The 15,440-nt window shown below is 72.2% G+C and carries 14 protein-coding genes; 6 read left to right on the top strand and 8 right to left on the bottom strand.

Going from position 1 to position 15,440, the window contains the following annotated elements; all coding sequences use genetic code 11:
• Nucleotides 1–36: 36 nt before the first annotated feature.
• Nucleotides 37–1,086 carry an LLM class F420-dependent oxidoreductase gene (locus tag ACFYYR_RS08865; protein WP_388848706.1) on the top strand — a complete coding sequence of 350 codons (1,050 nt, stop codon included), beginning with the start codon at nucleotides 37–39 and terminating at the stop codon, nucleotides 1,084–1,086.
• 71 nt (nucleotides 1,087–1,157) lie between these two features.
• Here the strand turns inward: ACFYYR_RS08865 and ACFYYR_RS08860 are convergent, their stop codons facing one another.
• Nucleotides 1,158–1,781, bottom strand: a complete 624-nt coding sequence (locus ACFYYR_RS08860; protein WP_388848703.1) for a hypothetical protein — start codon at nucleotides 1,779–1,781, stop codon at nucleotides 1,158–1,160.
• Between the two features lie 352 nt (nucleotides 1,782–2,133).
• Between ACFYYR_RS08860 and ACFYYR_RS08855 the strand changes: the two genes are divergently transcribed.
• Nucleotides 2,134–2,922, top strand: coding sequence for a ferritin-like domain-containing protein (locus tag ACFYYR_RS08855; RefSeq protein WP_388849281.1), 789 nt, complete (start codon nucleotides 2,134–2,136; stop codon nucleotides 2,920–2,922).
• A gap of 98 nt (nucleotides 2,923–3,020) precedes the next feature.
• Here ACFYYR_RS08855 and corA read toward each other — a convergent pair whose 3' ends face one another.
• Nucleotides 3,021–4,013 carry a magnesium/cobalt transporter CorA gene (corA, locus tag ACFYYR_RS08850; protein WP_388848700.1) on the bottom strand — a complete coding sequence of 331 codons (993 nt, stop codon included), beginning with the start codon at nucleotides 4,011–4,013 and terminating at the stop codon, nucleotides 3,021–3,023.
• Nucleotides 4,014–4,109: 96 nt separating this feature from the next.
• Between corA and ACFYYR_RS08845 the strand changes: the two genes are divergently transcribed.
• The 4 genes from ACFYYR_RS08845 to mshC all read left to right on the top strand — a co-directional run bounded on the left by ACFYYR_RS08845 (nucleotide 4,110) and on the right by mshC (nucleotide 7,752).
• Nucleotides 4,110–4,811, top strand: a complete 702-nt coding sequence (locus tag ACFYYR_RS08845; RefSeq protein ID WP_388848697.1) for a histidine phosphatase family protein — start codon at nucleotides 4,110–4,112, stop codon at nucleotides 4,809–4,811.
• Between the two features lie 91 nt (nucleotides 4,812–4,902).
• Nucleotides 4,903–5,496, top strand: a complete 594-nt coding sequence (locus ACFYYR_RS08840) for a DUF3090 domain-containing protein (RefSeq protein WP_351513475.1) — start codon at nucleotides 4,903–4,905, stop codon at nucleotides 5,494–5,496.
• Entirely contained in the window at nucleotides 5,457–6,344 is an 888-nt protein-coding gene (locus tag ACFYYR_RS08835) for an SCO1664 family protein (RefSeq protein ID WP_388848694.1), read from the top strand. Before ACFYYR_RS08840 ends, ACFYYR_RS08835 begins: the two co-directional genes overlap by 40 nt.
• Nucleotides 6,345–6,522: 178 nt before the next feature.
• Nucleotides 6,523–7,752, top strand: coding sequence for a cysteine--1-D-myo-inosityl 2-amino-2-deoxy-alpha-D-glucopyranoside ligase (mshC, locus tag ACFYYR_RS08830; protein WP_388848691.1), 1,230 nt, complete (start codon nucleotides 6,523–6,525; stop codon nucleotides 7,750–7,752).
• Between the two features lie 182 nt (nucleotides 7,753–7,934).
• Here the strand turns inward: mshC and ACFYYR_RS08825 are convergent, their stop codons facing one another.
• From ACFYYR_RS08825 to ACFYYR_RS08800, 6 genes are all read right to left on the bottom strand, one after another.
• Nucleotides 7,935–9,044: a PAC2 family protein gene (locus tag ACFYYR_RS08825; RefSeq protein WP_388848688.1), complete on the bottom strand. Its 1,110-nt coding sequence runs from the start codon at nucleotides 9,042–9,044 to the stop codon at nucleotides 7,935–7,937.
• Nucleotides 9,045–9,336: 292 nt separating this feature from the next.
• The gene (locus ACFYYR_RS08820) at nucleotides 9,337–10,005 is read right to left on the bottom strand and encodes a FadR/GntR family transcriptional regulator (protein ID WP_388848685.1); all 669 of its coding nucleotides are present in this window, start codon (nucleotides 10,003–10,005) and stop codon (nucleotides 9,337–9,339) included.
• A gap of 212 nt (nucleotides 10,006–10,217) precedes the next feature.
• Complete coding sequence (locus ACFYYR_RS08815) at nucleotides 10,218–11,825, bottom strand: FAD-dependent oxidoreductase (protein ID WP_388848682.1); 1,608 nt, start codon at nucleotides 11,823–11,825, stop codon at nucleotides 10,218–10,220.
• 2 nt (nucleotides 11,826–11,827) lie between these two features.
• Nucleotides 11,828–13,351, bottom strand: a complete 1,524-nt coding sequence (gene glpK, locus ACFYYR_RS08810) for a glycerol kinase GlpK (RefSeq protein WP_388848679.1) — start codon at nucleotides 13,349–13,351, stop codon at nucleotides 11,828–11,830.
• A gap of 35 nt (nucleotides 13,352–13,386) precedes the next feature.
• Complete coding sequence (locus tag ACFYYR_RS08805) at nucleotides 13,387–14,169, bottom strand: MIP/aquaporin family protein (protein WP_388848676.1); 783 nt, start codon at nucleotides 14,167–14,169, stop codon at nucleotides 13,387–13,389.
• A gap of 267 nt (nucleotides 14,170–14,436) precedes the next feature.
• Complete coding sequence (locus tag ACFYYR_RS08800) at nucleotides 14,437–15,201, bottom strand: IclR family transcriptional regulator (protein ID WP_388848672.1); 765 nt, start codon at nucleotides 15,199–15,201, stop codon at nucleotides 14,437–14,439.
• Between the last annotated feature and the right edge of the window lie 239 nt (nucleotides 15,202–15,440).

The following is a 15,440-nucleotide window of genomic DNA, read 5'->3' as shown; positions in this document are numbered from 1 at the left end:
CGAACAGCGACGTTACTGATGGGTAAGGAGAGCGGTATGCGGCTCGGGATCAACCTCGGTTACTGGGGTGCCGGAATGGACGCGGACAACCTCGCGGTCGCCCGCGAGGCCGACAAGCTGGGCTATTCCGTCTGCTGGGCGGCGGAGGCGTACGGCTCCGACGCCCCCACCGTGCTCTCCTGGGTCGCGGCCCAGACCGAGCGCATCGACGTCGGCTCGGCCATCTTCCAGATCCCGGCCCGGACCCCCGCCATGACGGCGATGACGGCCGCCACGCTCGACTCCCTCTCCGGCGGCCGCTTCCGCCTCGGCCTGGGCGTGTCCGGCCCGCAGGTGTCCGAGGGCTGGTACGGCGTCAAGTTCGACAAGCCCCTCGCGCGCACCCGGGAGTACGTCGAGATCGTCCGCAAGGCGATGTCCCGCGAGCGGCTGACCCACGAGGGCGAGCACTGGACCCTGCCGCTGCCCGGCGGCCCCGGCAAGCCCATCAAGCTGACGGTGCACCCGGTCCGCGACGAGATCCCGCTCTACATCGCCGCCATCGGCCCGAAGAACCTGGAGCAGACCGGCGAGATCGCCGACGGCGCGCTGGTCATCTTCTTCGCGCCCGAGCACGCCGAGGAGACCACGCTCCGCTCGCTGCGGGCCGGCCGTGAGAAGGCCGGGAAGACCATGGACGGCTTCGACGTGGTGCCCACCGTCCCGCTGGCCCTCGGGGACGACGTCCAGGCCCTCGCCGACCAGTTCCGCCCGTACACCGCGCTGTACGTCGGCGGCATGGGCAGCGCCAAGCAGAACTTCTACAACAAGCTCGCCGGGCGCATGGGCTACGAGAAGGAAGCCGCCGAGATCCAGGAGAAGTACCTCTCCGGCGACAAGCAGGGCGCCGCCGCGGCCGTTCCGCACCAGCTGATCGACTCCACCACGCTGCTCGGCTCGGTGGACCGCATCGCCGAGCGGATGCAGGCGTACGCCGCCGCGGGGGTCACCACGCTCTCCCTCGCCCCGGCGGGCTTCACCCTCGACGAGCGCCTCACCTCGCTGCGCGCCGGCGTCGAGGCCCTGGAGCGCGCGGGTCTCGCCTGACACCACGCGTCGCAGCGCACCGCCGGACGGCCGGCACCGGTGCACGGCACGGGGCGGCGGGGGCCGGGACTTCAGCCCGGAACCAGCCGCCCCAGCAGCCGCCCGAAGGCGATCAGCCGCGCGATCTGCCCCGGCCCGCCGTCGTCCAGGGACTTGCTGAACCGGAACGCCTCCGGACGGATGCGGGCGGCCGTCACCGGCGCCTCCGGGTCGCTCCCCGGCAGCTGGTTCAGCTCGTGCGGCATGCCCGTCGCCAGGACGAGGTGCACACCGCGGTCGATCCGGCGGCCCCCCGCGTCCCGCCCCACCAGCGTGCGCATCCCCACATGGCGGATCGAGGCGAGCGGCAGCACCTGCACGGACGAGTCCAGCACGGTGCCGCCCGGGTCCGTGCCGTCCGCCAGCTCCTCGCTGTGCCACAGCACGAGCCGCCGCCCGTCGCAGACCGCGGCCTCCTGCCAGACCGACGCGCCCGCCTCGGTCAGGTCCACCACCCGCTCCAGGGTGAATCCCCGCACCCGGTGCCGCCCGAGCACCCCGGTGATGGCGTCCAGGGCTACCTCCGCGTGCAGGAAATAGGCGCGCGCGGCGTCGTCCAGACGCTCGTGGGGAGACCAGTCGGAACCCGCCGGCCCCAGCCGACGGGGCGTCGGACGGCTCCGTGCTGCCCTGCTGAACTTGCCCACCCGTCTCACAACCCCCTCCAGGCACAGGCTCGGAAATAACCCTACCCAGGGGCACCGACGGGATCGGCCGAGAGGTTCCGCGGCCGTGGTGGGGGCTCGGGGGTCGACCCCGCCACGGCCGTCCCCCAGCACAACGCGTCCGCCTCCCGCGGGTTACGCCCCTCGCGGCTCCGAAAGCTCCGAAAGCCTCCGGTTCCGGACCCCGAAGCCCTGGGTGCCAGGACGAACGAGCTCCCGGGAGCGGGGCGGATGCCGCCGACGGGCTCCTCCGTTCGGCGGTGTTACCCCGTGCCCCTGTTGCCGACCCACTTCGACCGCATTTGACTCTTCCTGGGTGGACGCGCGCACGGAGGTGGCAGTGATGCTCTCGGCCAGAGGCCTGTTCCAGGAGATCTTCGACAACGACGCGTCGTTCCGGCTGTTCTGCTCCATCGCGGCCAGCGGCGAGGCACAGGGCGGCTGGGAGAACGGCCGGATCGCCGCCCTCGTCCCGGAGTCCCAGCGCGGGCTGAGCCACAAGATCGTCCGGCACGGCGCCGACGAGGACAAGCACGGCCGGATCTTCAACGCCCTGCTGCGCAAGCGGGGCCTGGACCCGGTGGACGTCCCCGGCGACACCGACTACACCATGCTCCTGGAGGCGCGGGGCATCGGGCTGGCCCACGAGAAGCTGCGCGCCGACCAGCGGCTCTCCGAGCGGGACATCGTCGCCTACCTCGCCCACAGCAGGGTCACCGAACAGCGCGCCTCCGAGCAGATGCAGCTGCTGCGCAAGCACTTCGCCGACCACCCGGACATCGGCAAGGCGGTCCGGATGATCTCCAGCGACGAGGACAACCACCTCGCCTACTGCCACGAGGAGCTGCTGCGCCTCGCGGCCGCGGGGCACGGCCGGACGATCCAGCGGATCCTCCGGGAGAGTGCGCTCGCCGAGATCAAGGTGTACCGCGACGTCAGCCTCGCCGTGATGGACCGCATGGGGCGGATCCTGGGCTGGTCCCGGGCCAGGTCCGCGGTGCTCGCGGCCGGTATCCACGCCGTCTACGCGTACGAGCGGCTGGGCGGCTGGCACCGGATGGTCAGCCTCCGGATGCCCGAGCGCCGGGACGCCCTCGGCGGACCGGCTTCGGCCGCCCCCGAATTCGCCTGACCGGCCGCCGCGGGCTGTGCGGCCCACCGGAAGCGCCTCACCGGAGCCGCCCCACCGGAAACGGCCCGCCCGGTCCGCACGCGGTCACCGGCCGGCGGTCACAGCCAGCCCCGCCGCTTGAACGTGCGGTACAGCCACACCACCGCGCCCGCCATCACGACCAGCACCGCCGGGTAGCCCCAGACCGTCTTCAGCTCCGGCATGTACTTGAAGTTCATGCCGTACACCCCGGCGATCATCGTCGGCACCGCGGCCATCGCCGCCCACGCCGAGATCTTCCGCATGTCGTTGTTCTGCCGGACACCCATCTGCGCCAGATGCGCCCCCAGGATGTCGGAGAGCAGCCGGTCGAACCCCTCGACGTACTCGTTCGCCCGGGTCAGGTGGTCGCTCACATCGCGGAAGAACGGCTGGGAGTGCTCGTGCACGAACGGCACGCCCGCGCCCGCCAGCCGGCTCATGGGCTCGGCGAGCGGCCCGGTGGCCCGGCGGAACTCGACGACCTGCCGCTTGAACGAGTAGATCCGCGCCGCGGTGGGCCTGGTGTCCCGGCCGACCGGGGCGAACACCTCCGACTCCAGCTCCTCCAGGTCCACCTGGAGCTCCGTCGCCACATCCAGATAGTGGTCCACCACGGCGTCGCTCACCGCGTACATCACCGCCGTCGGGCCGTGCTTGAGCAGCTCCGGAGCCTCCTCCAGACGCCGCCGCACCTCGGCGAGCGGGGCGCCCTCCCCGTGCCGGACCGTCACCACGAACGAGTCGCCGACGAAGACCATCAGCTCGCCCGTGGTGACTGTGTCGACCGAGTCGTCGTACAGCACCGGCTTGAGGACCAGGAAGAGGGAGTCGTCATAGACCTCCAGCTTCGGCCGCTGGTGGGCGGCGAGGGCGTCCTCCACGGCCAGCGGGTGCAGCCCGAACTCGCTGGTCACCAGATCGAACTCCTTCTCCGTCGGCTCGTGCAGCCCGATCCACAGGAAGGCGTTCCCGGTGGCGCGGGCCTCGTCGAGCGCGTCGGAGAAGTCGGCGGGCCCCTCGGTGCGGCGCCCGTCGCGGTAGATGGCACAGTCCACGATCACGTCGGCCATTCTCCCCTCTGCGGCTGCGGGCATTCCCCCGGGAGCCACCGTACGCACCCGGGGGAAGCCGGGCCGCGGCTTGCGCGGCACCGTAGGGTGGCGTACATGCCCACGCTGATCCTTGTCCGGCACGGCCGCTCGACCGCCAACACCGCCAAGGTGCTCGCGGGGTGGACCCCCGGTGTCGCCCTCGACGAGCTCGGAGCCGCGCAGGCCGCCACGCTGCCCGAGCGGCTGGCCGGGCTGCCGCTCGCCGCGGCCGTCACCAGCCCCCTCCAGCGCTGCCGCGAGACGCTGGCCCCGCTGCTCGCCGCCCGGCCGGGCCTGCCGCTGCACACCGACGACCGGATCGGCGAGTGCCACTACGGCGACTGGACCGGCCGCAAGCTCGCGGAGCTGGCGGACGAGCCGCTGTGGACCACCGTCCAGCGGCACCCCTCCGCTGCCGAGTTCCCGGGGCCGGAGGGCGAGTCCGTCCGGGCCATGCAGGCCCGCGCGGTCGACGCCGTCCGGGACTGGAACGCCCGGATCGAGGCGGCCCACGGCGCCGACGCGGTGTACGCGATGTGCTCGCACGGCGACATCGTCAAGTCCCTGGTCGCCGACGCCCTGGGCCTGCACCTGGACCAGTTCCAGCGCATCTCCGTCGAGCCCTGCTCGGTCACCGCGATCCGCTACACCCCGCTGCGTCCGTTCGTGCTGCGGCTCGGGGACACCGGAAACTTCCGCGGACTGGTCCCCGAGGAGGGCGGCTCCGCGGGCAACGACGGTGACGCAGCCGTGGGCGGTGCCGCGGGAGCAGCGTGATCGCTGTGCGCAGTAGGGTGGACGGGCCGCGGCCCGGGCACCCGACCAGGCGGGCTTTCCCCTTCCGACCCCCGATTCCAAGGAGCAGGACGTGTCCCGTCAGGTGTTCCTCTACGACCCTCCGGACCGCTTTGTCGCCGGTACGGTCGGGCTGCCTGGCCGCCGGACCTTCTTCCTCCAGGCGACCGCGGCCGGGCGGACGACCAGCGTCGCTCTCGAGAAGACACAGGTGGCGGCGCTCGCCGAGCGGATCGACGAGCTGCTGGACGAGGTGGTGCGCCGCACCGGAGGCAACGCGCCGGTGCCGGCCATGGCACCGACCGACCTCTCCGACACCGCGCCGCTCGACGCCCCCATCGAGGAGGAGTTCCGGGTCGGCACCATGGCGCTGGCCTGGGACGGCGAGGAACAGCGCATGATCGTCGAGGCCCAGGCGCTGGTCGAGCTCGAGGCGGAGACCGACGAGGACCTGGCCGAGGCCGAGGAGCGGCTCCTCCAGGACGAGGAGAACGGCCCGCCGATGCTGCGGGTGCGGATCACCGGGGAGATGGCCCGGGCGTTCGCCAAGCGGGCGCTCGAGGTGGTCAACGCCGGCCGCCCGCCGTGCCCGCTGTGCAGCCTGCCACTCGACCCGGAGGGACACGTATGTCCGCGCCAGAACGGATACCGCCGCGGGGAGGAGTGACCCGGAGCGGCTCCTGCGCCGAGGCCGACGGCAGCGGTGAGGAGCGGTCCGGGGCGGACACCGCGGCGGTGCACGATCTGCTGGCGCACGGTGAGCTCACGGTCCGCGGCCAGGTCCGGGAGGCGTCGAACGCGGTGCTCCTGTGCACCGTGGAACGCGACGGCCGGCGGGCGGACTGCGTCTACAAGCCGGTCGCCGGGGAGCGTCCGCTGTGGGACTTCCCCGACGGCAACCTCGCCCGGCGCGAGGTGGCGGCCTACGAGCTCTCCCGGGCCACCGGATGGGACCTGGTGCCGCCCACCGTGCTGCGGGACGGCCCGTACGGCGAGGGGATGTGCCAGCTCTGGGTCGACTCCGACCCCGAGGCCGAGCTGCTGGCCCTCGTCGAGGACGAGGAGCCGGGGCCGGGCTGGAAGGGCATCTGCTTCGCCGAGGTCGGGGAGGGCCGCACGGCGCTGCTGGTGCACGCCGACGACCCGCGGCTGCGCCGGCTGGCCGTCCTCGACGCGGTCATCAACAACGGCGACCGCAAGGGCGGCCATCTGCTGAGCACCCCCGGCGGCGGGCTCTACGCGATCGATCACGGCGTGACCTTCAACGCCGAGGACAAGCTGCGCACGCTGCTCTGGGGCTGGGCCGGCGAGCCGCTCACCGGTGAGGCGCTGACGGTGCTGCGCCGGCTCGGGGCGGATCTTGCCGAGGGCGGCGGCCTGGCGGGCCGCCTCGCGGAGCTGGTCACCTTGGCCGAGACCGCCGCCGTACGGGACCGGGTCGAGGCGCTGCTGCGGTCCGGACGCCATCCCGAGCCCGGCGGGCAGTGGCCGGCCATTCCCTGGCCGCCGGTCTGACCTCACGTTCCCCCGAGCGGAGCGGTCCCGGGCCCGATGCCCCGGACGGCCCCGGGGCGGGCTGCCGGGCTGAGCGGCGAATCGAAGCAGGTGAGAAGCGGTTGTGCAAGAGGGCCTTTCCGGCCAACCCTGCCGGTCCGGTTCGTTGGGGGAACGTACATCCGGTTAGGCTCAAGGCATGTATGCCTGGCCCGCTTCTGAGGTTCCCGCCCTGCCCGGCAGTGGCCGCGACCTCCGGATTCACGACACAGCGACCGGGGAGTCGATCACCCTCGACCCCGGTCCCGTCGCCCGCATCTACGTCTGCGGCATCACTCCGTACGACGCCACTCACCTGGGGCACGCGGCGACCTACAACGCGTTCGACCTCGTCCAGCGCGTCTGGCTGGACACGAAGCGGCAGGTTCACTACGTCCAGAACGTCACCGATGTGGACGACCCCCTCCTGGAGCGGGCCGAGGCCACCGGAACGGACTGGGCCGAGCTGGCCGAGCGCGAAACCGCGCTGTTCCGCGAGGACATGACGGCGCTGCGGATGCTGCCGCCGCGCGAGTACATCGGCGCCGTCGAGGCCATACCCGGCATCGTGCCGCTCGTGGAACGGCTCCGCGACATGGGGGCGGCCTACGAGCTCGACGGGGACGTCTACTTCTCCGTGGAGTCCGACCCCGCCTTCGGCTCGGTCTCCGGCCTGGACGCCGAGGCGATGCGGCTGCTGTCCGCCGAGCGCGGCGGCGACCCGGAGCGGCCGGGCAAGAAGAACCCGCTGGACCCGATGCTGTGGATGGCCGCCCGGGAGGGCGAGCCCAGCTGGGACGGCGGCAGCCTCGGCCGGGGCCGCCCCGGCTGGCACATCGAGTGCGTCGCCATCGCGCTGGACCACCTCGGCATGGGCTTCGACGTCCAGGGTGGCGGCTCCGACCTGGCCTTCCCGCACCACGAGATGGGCGCCTCGCACGCCCAGGCGCTCACCGGCGAGCACCCCTTCGCGAAGGCCTACGTGCACGCCGGGATGGTCGCGCTGAACGGCGAGAAGATGTCCAAGTCCAAGGGCAACCTGGTCTTCGTGTCCGCGCTCCGGCGGGACGGGGTGGACCCGGCGGCGATCCGGCTGGCGCTGCTGGCGCACCACTACCGGTCGGACTGGGAGTGGACGGACGCCGAGCTCGACGCGGCGGTCGAGCGCCTCGGCCGCTGGCGGGCCGCGGTCTCCCGGCCCGACGGGCCGTCGGCCGACGCCCTGGTCGAAGAGATCCGCGCGGCGCTCGCGGACGACCTCGACGCGCCCGCGGCGCTCGCCGCCGTGGACCGCTGGGCAGCCGTTCAGCGGGCCGAGGGCGGTACCGACGAGGGGGCGCCCGGTCTGGTGTCGCGCGCCGTCGACGCCCTGCTCGGCGTCGCACTCTGACCCACCGTCCCACGGTGGTCGGGCTGTTGGGGGCGCTTCCCGTTGCGGGAGGCGCCCCCGTCGCGTTGATCGGGGCAGTGTTGACCCGGGACGTGCTGATCGGGGCAGTGCCGATCGGGGCAGTGTCGATCGCAGCAGGAGGGGCAGCGGGGTGACGGTGAGCGGTGCGCCGCCCCCCCCCGCTACTCGTCGCCCGTGCCGGTCCCCGAGCCCGACTCCGGGCCCGGGTCGGAGGCGGATTCCGGACCGGAGTCCGCCCCGGCCCCCGCGTCCGTACCGGCGTCGGACTCCGCGCCGGTACCGGACCCGGTGTCGTCCGCGTCGGACCTGGCCGGCTTCGACGGACGGCTCCGCCCGCCCGAACCGTCCCGCAGGAACGGGCCGCTGTCCCGGCCGTCGGCCGTGGACCCGCCGTCGGTCGCGTGCCCGCCGGGCTGTCCCGGCCCCGGCTGGCCGTCCCGGCGCCGCAGATAGCGCTCGAACTCCCGGGCGATGGCTTCCCCGGACGCCTCCGGGAGCTCGGCGGTGTCCCGCGCCTCCTCCAGCGACTGGACGTACTCGGCGACCTCGCTGTCCTCCGCGGCCAGCTGGTCCACCCCCAGCTGCCACGCCCGTGCGTCCTCGGGCAGTTCACCCAGCGGGATGCGCAGTCCGAGCAGGTCCTCCAGCCGGTTGAGCAGGGCCAGGGTCGCCTTGGGGTTCGGCGGCTGGGAGACGTAGTGCGGTACCGCGGCCCACAGGCTGACGGCCGGTACACCCGCGTGGGTGCAGGCCTCCTGCAGAATGCCGACGATGCCGGTGGGCCCCTCGTACCGGGTCTCCTCCAGGTCCATCGTGCGGGCCAGGTCGGGGTCGGAGGTGACCCCGCTGACCGGGACCGGCCGGGTGTGCGGGGTGTCACCGAGCAGCGCGCCCAGGATCACCACCATCTCCACGCCCAACTCATGGGCGAAGCCCAGGATTTCGTTGCAGAACGAGCGCCAGCGCATGCTCGGTTCCATGCCGCGCACCAGGACCAGGTCGCGGGGCTTGGGGCCGGTGATCCGGACCACCGAGAGCCGGGTGGTGGGCCAGGTGATCTTCCTGACCCCGCCCTCCACGAAGACGTTCGGCCGGTTGACCTGGAAGTCGTAGTAGTCCTCGGCGTCCAGCGCCGCGAAGACCTCGCCCTTCCATTCCCGGTCCAGATGCGCGACCGCGGTGGAGGCGGCGTCGCCGGCGTCGTTCCAGCCTTCGAACGCGGCCACCATGACCGGGTCGATCAGCTCGGGAACCCCCTCGAGCTCGATCACCCAGCGCCTCCTTCCGACCGGGAGCGTGGTGTGGGACCGCCCCGGCTGCCATTCCTCTGCGTGCCGAATATGTGCGCCCCCAGCCTACGGCTTCGGGCCGGTGGGTCCGCAGCCCCCGGGCGGAGTCGGCTGAAGATTCATCCGAGCTGTCCTGGGCGAACGCCCAGGGACGGCCCCGGGAGCCCCCTTCTCGGGGCCGATACATCGGATCTCCGAACAAGATCGGATGCACTTACGCCGAGAGCGTGCAGATCCGGCCATTGATGCGGGTGGATGACGGGGCGCCGGGCGGTCAGCCGGCCGAGCGCAGCCACTGCTCCACACCCGCGATGTGCACCGTCGCCCAGGACCGGGCCGCCTCCGCGTCACGGTCGCGCAGGGCGGTCAGGATCGCCCGGTGCTCGTGCAGCATGCGGCGCACGGCGCCCTCCGTCGGGGCGTACCCGGCCAGCGCCCGGGTGGCCGGGCCGGCCAGCCCGTCCAGCAGGGAGCACAGCACCGCGTTGCCGCCGGCCCGCACGACGGTCCGGTGGAACTCCCGGTCCGCGGCGATCAGTTCGTCCACCGAGGGATGCGGCCCGAGCGCGTCCAGCCGGTCGTCGAGCGCCTCGATCGTCGCGGTGTCGATCCGCGCCGCGGCCAGGGCCGTCGCCGCGGGCTCCAGCAGCCGCCGGACGGCCAGGAAGTCCGCCACGGTGTCGTCCCGGTGGAAGTCCACCACGAACCCCAGGGTCTCCAGCAGCAGTTGCGGATCGAGGCCGGTCACATAGGTGCCGTCGCCCTGCCGTACGTCCAGGACCCGCATCAGGGCGAGGGCGCGCACCGCCTCGCGCAGCGAGTTCCGGGACAGCCCCAGTTCCGCGGCGAGTTCGCTCTCCCGGGGCAGCCGGTCACCGGGGCGCAGCGCGCCCGAGACGATCATCGCCTTGATCTTCTCGATCGCCTCGTCCGTGACGGCCATCAGCGCTCCTCGTCCGGGGCCGGGCCCTTGCGGGGCAGACCTCCGATGTCTGCCGGGCACCTTATGCCCTGGGAGGGACGCCCCGTCCGCAGCACGGCGTCATCCGGCGGGAACCGGGCTCCGTGCGGTACGGGGGCGGGCGCGGTGAGCGTACGCCGAAGGGGGAGAGACCGGCGGCCTCTCCCCCTTTCCGCCGTTCGGCGCGGGCGTGCTCAGGCCTTGTCGGCCAGCATCTCCTCGACCCGGGCGCGGACGTCGTCGGTGTCCAGGCCGCGGATGGTCAGCGTCGTCCGGCGGCGCAGCACGTCGTCGACGGTCTCCGCCCACTCGTGGTCCCGGGCGTAGGCGACCTGCGCCCAGATCTCCGGACCGTCCGGGTGGATGCGCTCGCCCAGCGACGGGTCCTCGTTGACGAGGCGGGCGATGTCGAAGGAGAGCGAGCCGTAGTGGGTGGCGAGCTGACGGGCGGTCAGCGGGTCCATCCGGACGCCGGGCTCACGGTCGACCAGCAGCCGGTGCGCCACCGCGTTCGGGTTGGCGATGCCGGGCAGCGGCACCCGGCGGACGAGGCTGGAGACGGGCTCCATGTCCTCGTTCAGCGGGCTGCCGGGCAGCTGCGCCAGCTTGTTCATCACGGTGCGGCCGATGTGCCGGTACGTGGTCCACTTGCCGCCCGCGACCGACAGCATCCCGCCGCGGCCCTCGGAGACCACGGTCTCCCGCTTCGCGGACTCCACGCCGCCGGGGCCGCCGGGCAGCACCCGCAGACCGGCGAACGCGTAGGTCATCAGGTCCCGGTCGAGGTGCTCGTCCCGGACCGAGAACGCCGCCTCGTCCAGGATCTGCTGGATGTCGGACTCGGTGGCGCGGACGTCCGCCGGGTCGCCCTCGTAGGCCTCGTCGGTGGTGCCCAGCAGCAGCTGGTCCTCCCACGGCAGCGCGAAGGTGATGCGGTACTTGTCGATCGGGGTGGCCATCGCGGCCTTCCACGGCGCCTTGCGCTTGAGCACGATGTGCGCGCCCTTCGACAGCCGGATGCTGGGCGCGGCGCCCTTGTCCTCCATCGTGCGCAGGTGGTCCACCCAGGGGCCGGTGGCGTTGAGCACCACACGGGCGTTCACACCGAACTCGGTGCCGTCGCGGCGGTCCTTGAGCTCGGCGCCGCTGACCCGGCCGTGGGTGAAGCGGAGCCCGGTGACCTCGGCGTGGTTGAGCACCACGGCACCGGACTCGGCGGCGGCGCGGACCGTCATGACGGCCACCCGCGAGTCGTTCATCTGGTGGTCGTAGTAGACCGCGACGGCCTTCAGGTTGTCCGTGCGCAGGCCCGGGTTCCCGGCGAGGGCCTTGGCCGGGGATATGACCTTGCCGACGCCGTCGCCGAAGGCGGACAGCGCGGAGTAGGCGAAGACACCCGCACCCAGCTTGGCGGCGCCGACCGGGCCGCCCTTGTAGACCGGCAGGTAGAAGGTGAGCGGGTTGACCAGGTGCGGGGCCACGTCCTTGGCCAGCACGCGCCGCTCGTGGTGGTTCTCCGCCACCAGCTTGACCGCGCCGGTCTGCAGGTAGCGCAGGCCGCCGTGGACGAGCTTGGAGGAGGCGGAGGAGGTGGCGCCGGCGAAGTCGCCGGCGTCCACCATTGCCACCCGCAGCCCGGACTGCGCGGCGTGCCAGGCCACCGAGGTGCCCAGGATGCCGCCGCCGATCACCAGGAGGTCGTATGTGGCCTTCGAGAGCCGTTCCCGGGTCTCGGCGCGGCTCGGGGTCGAACCGGCAGCCGGGTGCGTCCCGAGAGTCGGGACGCTCTGCAGGGTGCTCATGATTACTCCTCGTCTTCGATCCAGCCCATCGACCGCTCGACGGCCTTGAGCCAGCTCTTGTACTCGCGGTCGCGAACGGCCGCGTCCATCCGGGGGGTCCATTCCGCCGCCCGCCGCCAGTTGGCGCGCAGGGCGTCGGTGTCGGGCCAGAAGCCGACGGCCAGACCGGCGGCGTAGGCCGCGCCGAGGCAGGTGGTCTCGGCGACCATCGGGCGCACCACGGGTGCGTCGAGGAAGTCCGAGAGCGTCTGCATCAGCAGGTTGTTGGAGGTCATGCCGCCGTCGACCTTGAGCGCGGTGAGCTCGACCTCGGAGTCCTTGCTCATCGCGTCGACGATCTCGCGGGTCTGCCAGGCGGTGGCCTCGAGCACGGCGCGCGCGATGTGCGCCTTGGTGACGTACCGGGTGAGGCCCGCCATGACACCGCGGGCGTCGGAGCGCCAGTACGGGGCGAACAGGCCGGAGAAGGCCGGCACGAAGTACGCGCCGCCGTTGTCCTCGACCGAGCTCGCCAGGGTCTCGATCTCCGCGGCGCTGTTGATCAGGCCCATCTGGTCGCGCATCCACTGCACCAGGGAGCCGGTGACGGCGATGGAGCCCTCGAGCGCGTACACCACGGGCTCGTCGCCGATCCGGTATCCGACGGTGGTCAGCAGACCGCTGTAGGAGTTGATGGCCTTGTCGCCGGTGTTCATCAGCAGGAAGGTGCCGGTGCCGTAGGTCGACTTCGCCTCGCCCTCGGCGAAACAGGTCTGGCCGAACAGCGCGGCCTGCTGGTCGCCGAGCGCGGAGGCGACCGGCACGCCCTCCAGGACGCCCTTGGCGGTGCCGTACACCTCGGCGGAGGAGCGGATCTCCGGCAGCACCGCGGCCGGGACCTCCATCGAGGTCAGGATCTTCTCGTCCCACTGCATGGTGTGCAGGTTCATCAGCATGGTGCGGGAGGCGTTGGTGACGTCCGTCACGTGCACGCCGCCCTCGGTGCCACCGGTGAGGTTCCAGATGACCCAGGAGTCCATCGTGCCGAAGAGGATGTCGCCGGCCTCCGCGCGCTCGCGCAGTCCCTCGACGTTGTCGAGCAGCCAGCGGATCTTCGGGCCGGCGAAGTACGAGGCCAGCGGGAGGCCGGTCTCCCGGCGGAAGCGGTCCTGGCCGACGTTGCGGCCGAGCTCCTTGCACAGGCCGTCGGTGCGGGTGTCCTGCCAGACGATGGCGTTGTGCACCGGCTCGCCGGTGTTCTTGTCCCAGAGCAGCGTGGTCTCACGCTGGTTGGTGATGCCGATCGCCTTGATGTCCTCGCGGGTGATGCCCGCCTTGTCGAGGGCACCGGCGACGACCTCCTGGACGTTGGTCCAGATCTCGGCGGCGTTGTGCTCGACCCAGCCCGGCTTCGGGAAGATCTGCTCGTGCTCCTTCTGGTCGACGGAGACGATCCGGCCGTCCTTGTCGAACACGATGCAGCGGCTGGAGGTCGTCCCCTGGTCGATCGCCGCGATGAAGGGGCCGGCGGTGTGTGCGTCGGTCACGGTTGCTCCTGTGGTCTGAAGAGTCGGGGAGGGGCTCAGAAGGCGAGCTGGAAGATGACAGCGCCGAGAGCGCCGCCGATCAGCGGGCCGACGACCGGGACCCATGCGTAGCCCCAGTCCGAGCCGCCCTTGTTCGGCAGGGGCAGCAGAGCGTGCACGATACGCGGTCCGAGGTCACGGGCCGGGTTGATGGCGTACCCCGTCGGGCCACCGAGCGAGAGGCCGATGCCGACGACGACCAGGGCGACCATCAGGGTCCCCGTTCCGCTCTCGCCGAGGCCCTTCTGGAGACCCAGGGCGAGGATCGCCAGGACCAGCACCGCGGTGCCGATGATCTCCGTCATGAGGTTCTGCGCCGGGTTCCGGACCTCCGGGCCGGTGGAGAAGATGCCGAGCACCGGGCCGGCCGCGGGGGCGGAGCCCTGGTCGACCATGCCCTCCTCGCCGGAGGTCTTCGAGACGATCTCCGGGTCGGTGAGGTGGGCCTGGAACTGGCCGTAGTACGCCAACCAGACCAATGCGGCACCGATCATTGCGCCGAGCATCTGACCGGCGAGGTAGAACGGCACATCGCCCCACTCGCCGCTGTTGACGGCCAGGCCGACGGTGACCGCCGGGTTGAGGTGGGCCTTCGACAGGCTGGTGGATATATAGGCGCCGGCGAGCACGGCGAAACCCCACCCGAAGGTGATGGCCAGCCAGCCGGCGTTCTGGGCCTTCGAGCGCTTCAGCGTGACGGCGGCGCATACACCGCCGCCGAGCAGGATGAGTACGGCGGTACCTATGGTCTCGCCGATGAAGATGTCGGAGCTGGACACCCGCGACTCCTTGTCCTTCGTCCAGGGGAAGGCGGGCCACGGGGTCCCTCCCGTTGGCCCGCGCCCTCGGTGAGGGCGGTGGCCGGTCCGCAGCGAGCCCCACCATAGCGAATATTGTCGTCAGGTGTTCGACAATGCCGACCGGCGAACGGCAGTTTTCTCCACGGGTCGGACCGCGTCAATAGGGCCGGGACCTCGAACTCGTTCCGTTGTCCAAGCGTGACGCGGAGAGTGCGGCCGGCCCGTGGCGCGGGCGCCGCGGCGCTGTCAAAAGCGCCCGGCCCCCAGGTCCCGGGAGACCGCGCGGGCGCAGTCCCGCACCGCCGCCACCACCTGCGAGCGGAGCTCGCCGTCCTGGCACACCCGCTCCACGGCGCCGGTGATCCCGACCGCGCCCACCGGCATCCGGCGGCGGTTGTGGATGGGGGCGGCCACCGAGGCGACGCCGTCCCAGGTCTCCTCCACATCGGCGGCCCAGCCGCGGGCCCGGGTCAGGTCGAGCACTCCCTCGAAGGCGGTCAGGTCGGTCACGGTCCGGCCGGTGAACGCCTTCCGGTCGCCCTCCGCCGCCTCGCTGTGCGCCACCGGGTCGTACGCCGCCAGCACCTTGCCCAGGGCCGTGCTGTGCAGCGGATGCATCGCCCCCACCTCGAGCACCTGCCGGCTGTCGTCCGGCCGGAAGACGTGGTGGACGATGAGGACGCCCTGCTGGTGCAGGACGCCGAGATAGACGCTCTCGCCGCTGGACCGCGCCAGGTCGTCCGTCCAGACCAGGGCCCTGGCCCGCAGCTCGTGCACGTCCAGATAGCTGTTGCCCAGCCGGAGCAGCTCCGCGCCCAGCTGGTAGCGCCCGGACGCGGGGTCCTGCTCGACGAAGCCCTCCTGCTGGAGGGTGCGCAGAATTCCGTGGGCCGTGCCCTTGGCGAGCCCCAGCGCTTCGGACACCTCCGACAGGCCGAGCCGCCGTTCGCCACCGGCCAGCAGCCGCAGCATCGCAGCCGCTCGCTCGAGCGACTGGATCGTCCGCGCCATCGGGCAACCTCCTCCAACTACGGATTCGACAATGCCGAACACTATCGGCTGATGTCGACCCCGTGGTAGCGACACAGAGTCTGCCTCCGAAACCGGTCCCGCGCCCAGCCCCCGGTACGCACCGGCTGTCCGCCCGCTGATACGCCCGAGTCGCCGACGGCCCTGACGGTTAGGCTTGCCGCGTGCGCCGTCCCCGGACGGGCGCAAAGCCGACAGCCGTCGCATCCCAGGGAGCTGAT

This window comes from Streptomyces sp. NPDC001922 (genome assembly GCF_042891165.1).
Taxonomy (GTDB): Bacteria; Actinomycetota; Actinomycetes; order Streptomycetales; family Streptomycetaceae; genus Streptomyces.
Note: the sequence above shows the minus strand (reverse complement) of the source record. Positions and strands in the feature narration are given on the sequence as shown.

Excerpts from the sequence above, each read along its gene's own strand:
- ACFYYR_RS08835 (WP_388848694.1), top strand. The coding sequence starts at position 5,457 with ATGTCCGCGCCAGAACGGATACCGCCGCGGGGAGGAGTGACCCGGAGC.
- ACFYYR_RS08820 (WP_388848685.1), bottom strand. The coding sequence starts at position 10,005 with ATGGCCGTCACGGACGAGGCGATCGAGAAGATCAAGGCGATGATCGTC.
- ACFYYR_RS08855 (WP_388849281.1), top strand. The coding sequence starts at position 2,134 with ATGCTCTCGGCCAGAGGCCTGTTCCAGGAGATCTTCGACAACGACGCG.
- ACFYYR_RS08800 (WP_388848672.1), bottom strand. The coding sequence starts at position 15,201 with ATGGCGCGGACGATCCAGTCGCTCGAGCGAGCGGCTGCGATGCTGCGG.
- corA (WP_388848700.1), bottom strand. The coding sequence starts at position 4,013 with ATGGCCGACGTGATCGTGGACTGTGCCATCTACCGCGACGGGCGCCGC.
- ACFYYR_RS08865 (WP_388848706.1), top strand. The coding sequence starts at position 37 with ATGCGGCTCGGGATCAACCTCGGTTACTGGGGTGCCGGAATGGACGCG.
- ACFYYR_RS08815 (WP_388848682.1), bottom strand. The coding sequence starts at position 11,825 with ATGAGCACCCTGCAGAGCGTCCCGACTCTCGGGACGCACCCGGCTGCC.
- ACFYYR_RS08845 (WP_388848697.1), top strand. The coding sequence starts at position 4,110 with ATGCCCACGCTGATCCTTGTCCGGCACGGCCGCTCGACCGCCAACACC.
- mshC (WP_388848691.1), top strand. The coding sequence starts at position 6,523 with ATGTATGCCTGGCCCGCTTCTGAGGTTCCCGCCCTGCCCGGCAGTGGC.